General features: G+C 60.0%; 3 protein-coding genes and 2 rRNA genes. 2 read left to right on the top strand and 3 right to left on the bottom strand.

Going from position 1 to position 6,000, the window contains the following annotated elements; all coding sequences use genetic code 11:
• Window positions 1-351: 351 nt before the first annotated feature.
• Window positions 352-771, top strand: a complete 420-nt coding sequence (locus tag ACZ9CK_RS19455; RefSeq protein WP_426301475.1) for a YciI family protein — start codon at window positions 352-354, stop codon at window positions 769-771.
• Between the two features lie 52 nt (window positions 772-823).
• Complete coding sequence (locus ACZ9CK_RS19450) at window positions 824-2,023, top strand: RNA polymerase sigma factor (protein WP_476050935.1); 1,200 nt, start codon at window positions 824-826, stop codon at window positions 2,021-2,023.
• A 28-nt stretch (window positions 2,024-2,051) separates the two neighbouring features.
• Here the strand turns inward: ACZ9CK_RS19450 and ACZ9CK_RS19445 are convergent, their stop codons facing one another.
• The 3 genes from ACZ9CK_RS19445 to ACZ9CK_RS19435 form a co-directional block, all read right to left on the bottom strand.
• Window positions 2,052-2,393, bottom strand: a complete 342-nt coding sequence (locus ACZ9CK_RS19445; RefSeq protein WP_476050831.1) for a YciI family protein — start codon at window positions 2,391-2,393, stop codon at window positions 2,052-2,054.
• A 142-nt stretch (window positions 2,394-2,535) separates the two neighbouring features.
• A 5S ribosomal RNA gene (gene rrf / locus ACZ9CK_RS19440) occupies window positions 2,536-2,652 on the bottom strand.
• A 155-nt stretch (window positions 2,653-2,807) separates the two neighbouring features.
• Window positions 2,808-5,941: ribosomal RNA gene (locus tag ACZ9CK_RS19435) — 23S ribosomal RNA — on the bottom strand.
• Window positions 5,942-6,000 lie beyond the last annotated feature (59 nt).

Genomic DNA, 6,000 nt, shown 5'->3' with positions numbered 1-6,000 from the left:
TTCCGCAAACCGCAGGCCACACGACGCACCAAAGTGCGTCACCAAAAGTGGCCGTCTAAGAAAGGGATTCTGCCGCCTTCCGGAACCTCCAAGCCTTTCAGCTCTTCCGTCCCTCTCGCGGCGACTCAGAAAACATTACACGGTTCCAGGAGGAGAGGCAAATCAGAACTCCCACCCCAAAATGCCCACCCGAAGGCGTCCGCAAACCCGCCCCGCAAGCCGCCCCACGCCGTCGGGCACCCGCCGTCGAGCGTGCGGAAAAATCCTGGGCGGGTGTCGATCTGCTCTGGTGCCGTTCGACCTATGGGTGAGAAGGTCGGAAGGCGACCTTCCGGAACCAAGGAGAACATCATGGCCAAGTACATGCTGATCATGCGTCCAACGGACGAGTCTTTCGCGGCGTTCGCGAACACGGACTTCGCCGAAATCATGGATGCCATGGGCAAGTTCAACGACGAACTGATTCGCGCCGGCGTACTGCTCGCGGCGGAGGGACTGGACGACGCCAACGAAGGCGTGGTGGTGGACTTCACCGGAGACACCCCAGTGGTGACGGACGGCCCGTACGGTGAAACCAAGGAGCTGTTCGCCGGCTACTACATCCTCGACGTCGCCTCGAAGCAGGAAGCCGTCGAGTGGGCCAAACGGGCGCCCATGACAGCAGGCAGCAAGACAGAGATCCGTCGGGTGACCACCATCGACGAATTCCCGCAGGACAACAAGTGGATCCAGAAGGAGCGCGCCTGGCGCGAGCAGACCGGGCAGCTCTGATCCGCTCGTGAAAAACAGCGGGGCGCGGGGCGCCGTCGAGGCCGTCTGGCGGATGGAGTCCGCCCGGATCGTCGGCGCCCTGGCCCGCTACACGGGAGACTTTCCCCTGGCGGAAGACCTTGCCCAGGAAGCACTTGCCGAGGCGCTGGTGTCCTGGTCGGTCAACGGGGTTCCGGAGCAGCCTGCGGCCTGGCTGCTCACCACAGGACGGCGCCGCGCCATCGACACGTTCCGGCGCAGGTCGGCGCTCGATGAGCGCTATGCAGTCCTTGCCCGGGAGCTTTCCGAAGAACCCGGAGCCGATGAGCTGTTCAACTATGAGGCTATCGACGACGACGTCCTCGCCCTGATGTTCACTGCCTGCCATCCGGTGCTGTCCAAGGAAGCACGGATCGCCTTGACGCTGCGTGTGGTCGGCGGGTTGGGGAGCGAAGAGATTGCGAAGGCGTTCCTTGTGCCTGTTGCCACTATCCAGGCGCGGATCACCCGGGCCAAGAAGACACTGGCCGCCGCCGGGGTCCCGTTCGCGGTGCCCGAGGCCCACGAGCTGGACGAGCGGCTCGGTTCGGTCCTGCAGGTCATCTACCTGACCTTTACCGAGGGATCTTACGCATCCGGCGGTGAGGACTGGATCCGCAGCGGCCTCACGGACGAGTCCCGCCGCCTGGCCCGCATGATGGTCAAGCTGAAGCCCGAGCCGGAAGTATTCGGCCTTCTCGCGCTGCTGGAGCTTACCGCCGCCCGCTTCCCTGCAAGGACCGATGACGCCGGGCGGCCCGTGCTGCTCGAGGACCAGGACCGTCGGCGCTGGGACAGTTCGGCGATCCGACGGGGGCGGGCTGCACTCGAACGCGCAGCGGCCGCCGGACGCGGCTTCGGCGCCTACGGCCTGCAGGCAGCCATCGCCGAGTGCCATGCTGTAGCAGACTCCGTGGCCGCCACCGACTGGCCGCGGATCGTTGTCCTCTACGAGGCGCTCGGGCGGTTGGCGCCGTCGCCCATCATCGAACTCAATCACGCCGTTGCCGTCGCCATGGCCTCGGGGCCTGCCGCGGGGCTGGAACTGGTGGACTCGATAGCTGCCGGTGGCAAGCTTGCCGCTTCCCACCTGCTTCCTGCGGTCCGGGGTGAGCTGCTCGCCAGGCTGGGGCGCCGGGAGGAGGCGCGTGCAGCACTCCAAGATGCCATCAGGATGTGCGGGAACGGCGCCGAGCGCGCAGCCCTTGAAGCCAAAATCAGGAGGCTGCAATGAGCGCCTGAGATAGTCCTGGCTGGCCCCGTCAGCTGGCCGGGTCGTAGTGGAACTGCCGAACCTCCTGCCGGCAACGGCAGGCTGCAGCGATCTTCGCAGCCCACTCGAGTGCCGCCTCCCGCGAGGGCAACTCGAGAACGGTGTAGCCCCCGTTGGGCACCTTGTGGTCCGGGTAGGTTCCCTCGGCAACGGTGCCGTCACCGGCCACGAGCACTGGGGGTACTGTCTCATCGATCCCGCCGCCAAAGACGTAAACACCAGCCGCCTTGGCCTCCTCGATGACGGCATGCGAAGCTTCGACTACCGACGCAAAGTCCTCCTCCGGGACCACCATGGCCTCAGCGGGGAACGAGATCAGATACTTAGTCATTCGAAGATTATGGCTCCGGACCCCGACAGGTGGTCAAGGTCGGAACGCGACCGGGCTGCCGTCCAGCAGACGGTCCCTGTTTGTGGGTTAAATGCGGGAGGCCCCCGAAGGTGTTCTTCGGGGGCCTCGACCTGTAATGGTTGTCCGGCGGTGTCCTACTCTCCCACACCCTCCCGGGTGCAGTACCATCGGCGCTGTGGGTCTTAGCTTCCGGGTTCGGAATGGGACCGGGCGTTTCCCCCACGCTATGACCGCCGTAACCTTGTTACCCGTCCCCGCGTGTGTGCGGGGTGGGAAGACTGTTGGTTACCAGGTGTTGCTGGTTGTATTCGGTTGTCCGGTGGTGTGCCGGTTTGGTTCCTGGGTTGTTGTCCGGGAACCACATAGTGGACGCGTAGCTTTTGATGTTTTTGTGTGGTGTAAGTTGTCGGCCTATTAGTACCGGTCGGCTTCGACAGTCGTTGGTCCTGTCTTCCACGTCCGGCCTATCAACCCAGTGGTCTGGCTGGGGGCCTCTCACACACGAGGTGCATGGAAATCTCATCTTGAAGCGAGCTTCCCGCTTAGATGCTTTCAGCGGTTATCCCATCCGAACGTAGCTAATCAGCGGTGCACTTGGCAGTACAACTGACACACCAGAGGTTCGTCCGTCCCGGTCCTCTCGTACTAAGGACAGCCCTTCTCAAATTTCCTGCGCGCGCAGCGGATAGGGACCGAACTGTCTCACGACGTTCTAAACCCAGCTCGCGTACCGCTTTAATGGGCGAACAGCCCAACCCTTGGGACCTACTCCAGCCCCAGGATGCGACGAGCCGACATCGAGGTGCCAAACCATGCCGTCGATATGGACTCTTGGGCAAGATCAGCCTGTTATCCCCGAGGTACCTTTTATCCGTTGAGCGACGGCCATTCCACAATGTACCGCCGGATCACTAGTCCCGACTTTCGTCCCTGCTTGAGATGTCTCTCTCACAGTCAAGCTCCCTTGTGCACTTACACTCGACACCTGATTGCCAACCAGGCTGAGGGAACCTTTGGGCGCCTCCGTTACTTTTTAGGAGGCAACCGCCCCAGTTAAACTACCCATCAGGCACTGTCCCTGACCCGGATCACGGGCCGAAGTTAGATGTCCAAAGTGACCAGAGTGGTATTTCAACGATGACTCCACCCGAACTGGCGTCCGGGCTTCACAGTCTCCCACCTATCCTACACAAGCCACTCCGAACACCAATACCAAACTATAGTAAAGGTCTCGGGGTCTTTCCGTCCTGCTGCGCGTAACGAGCATCTTTACTCGTACTGCAATTTCGCCGAGTTTATGGTTGAGACAGCGGGGAAGTCGTTACTCCATTCGTGCAGGTCGGAACTTACCCGACAAGGAATTTCGCTACCTTAGGATGGTTATAGTTACCACCGCCGTTTACTGGGGCTTGAATTCTCAGCTTCGCTCCGAAGAGCTAACCGGTCCTCTTAACCTTCCAGCACCGGGCAGGAGTCAGTCCGTATACATCGTCTTGCGACTTCGCACGGACCTGTGTTTTTAGTAAACAGTCGCTTCCCCCTGGTCTCTGCGGCCCTTGCCCGCTCCACCCAGCAAGTGGGTCTCACGGTCCGGGCCCCCCTTCTCCCGAAGTTACGGGGGCATTTTGCCGAGTTCCTTAACCATAATTCTCTCGATCGCCTTGGTATTCTCTACCTGATCACCTGTGTCGGTTTGGGGTACGGGCAGCTGGAACCTCGCGCCGATGCTTTTCTAGGCAGCATAGGATCACCGGATCCCCCCATGCGGGGGTCCCATCAGATCTCAGCCTGCATGTTCCACGGATTTGCCTATGGAACGGCCTACGTCCTTAGACCGGGGCAACCATCGCCCGGCCCGGCTACCTTCCTGCGTCACACCTGTTAATACGCTTACCTCCCGGGATCAGGTCCCGCGCTCCACCAAAACCCACACACCCAAAGGGTGATAGGGCAGGTTTCGGGCGGTTAGTATCCCCCGCTTGGTATGGGCGGTTCTTCGCCGGTACGGGAATATCAACCCGTTGTCCATCGACTACGCCTGTCGGCCTCGCCTTAGGTCCCGACTTACCCAGGGCAGATTAGCTTGACCCTGGAACCCTTGATCATTCGGCGGACGGGTTTCTCACCCGTCTTTCGCTACTCATGCCTGCATTCTCACTCGTGTAGGCTCCACCACTGGTTCACACCGCAGCTTCACCGCCCACACGACGCTCCCCTACCCATCCACACCCCTGAACCACGAAGGCTAGGAACATGTGTGAATGCCACAACTTCGGCGGTGTACTTGAGCCCCGCTACATTGTCGGCGCGGAATCACTTGACCAGTGAGCTATTACGCACTCTTTCAAGGGTGGCTGCTTCTAAGCCAACCTCCTGGTTGTCTAAGCAACTCCACATCCTTTCCCACTTAGCACACGCTTAGGGGCCTTAGTTGGTGGTCTGGGCTGTTTCCCTCTCGACTATGAAGCTTATCCCCCACAGTCTCACTGCTGCGCTCTCACTTACCGGCATTCGGAGTTTGGCTGACGTCAGTAACCTTGTAGGGCCCATCGGCCATCCAGTAGCTCTACCTCCGGCAAGAAACACGCAACGCTGCACCTAAATGCATTTCGGGGAGAACCAGCTATCACGGAGTTTGATTGGCCTTTCACCCCTACCCACAGCTCATCCCCTCCATTTTCAACTGAAGTGGGTTCGGTCCTCCACGACGTCTTACCGTCGCTTCAACCTGGCCATGGGTAGATCACTCCGCTTCGGGTCTAGATCACGCCACTACACTCGCCCTGTTCAGACTCGCTTTCGCTACGGCTACCCCACACGGGTTAACCTCGCGACGTAACACTAACTCGCAGGCTCATTCTTCAAAAGGCACGCCATCACAACAACAAGGCTGCTCTGACGGATTGTAAGCACACGGTTTCAGGTACTGTTTCACTCCCCTCCCGGGGTACTTTTCACCTTTCCCTCACGGTACTGGTCCGCTATCGGTCATCAGGAAGTATTTAGGCTTATCAGGTGGTCCTGACAGATTCACACGGGATTTCTCGGGCCCCGTGCTACTTGGGAACACTCACCAGGGCGGCACAACACATTACGGCTACGGGACTCACACCCTCTCCGGCCGGCCTTTCAAAACCGTTCGCCTATGCACGCACACACACCCCGCCGGTCCGGCAGAACCAGCACGCAACTGCCCCACAACCCCGCCCACGCAACGCCCGCCGGCTATCACACATGGGTCGGTTTAGCCTGATCCGCGTTCGCTCGCCACTACTAACGGAATCACTGTTGTTTTCTCTTCCTGCGGGTACTGAGATGTTTCACTTCCCCGCGTTCCCCCCACGCACCCTATATATTCAGGTACGGGTCACACAATCACCGAAAACGGCGTTGTGCGGGGTTTCCCCATTCGGACATCCTGGGATCACCGCTCGGTTATCAACTCCCCCAGGCTTATCGCAGATTCCTACGTCCTTCATCGGCTCCTGATGCCAAGGCATCCACCGTGTGCCCTTAAAAACTTGACCACACAGATCAAAAAACTTCTAAACAAAATTGCTTACAAGATGCTCGCGTCCACTATGTA

It is taken from the genome of Arthrobacter sp. TE26545, assembly GCF_056279005.1.
The sequence above is the reverse complement of the archived record's forward strand: the minus strand, read 5'-3'. Positions and strand labels throughout refer to the sequence as shown.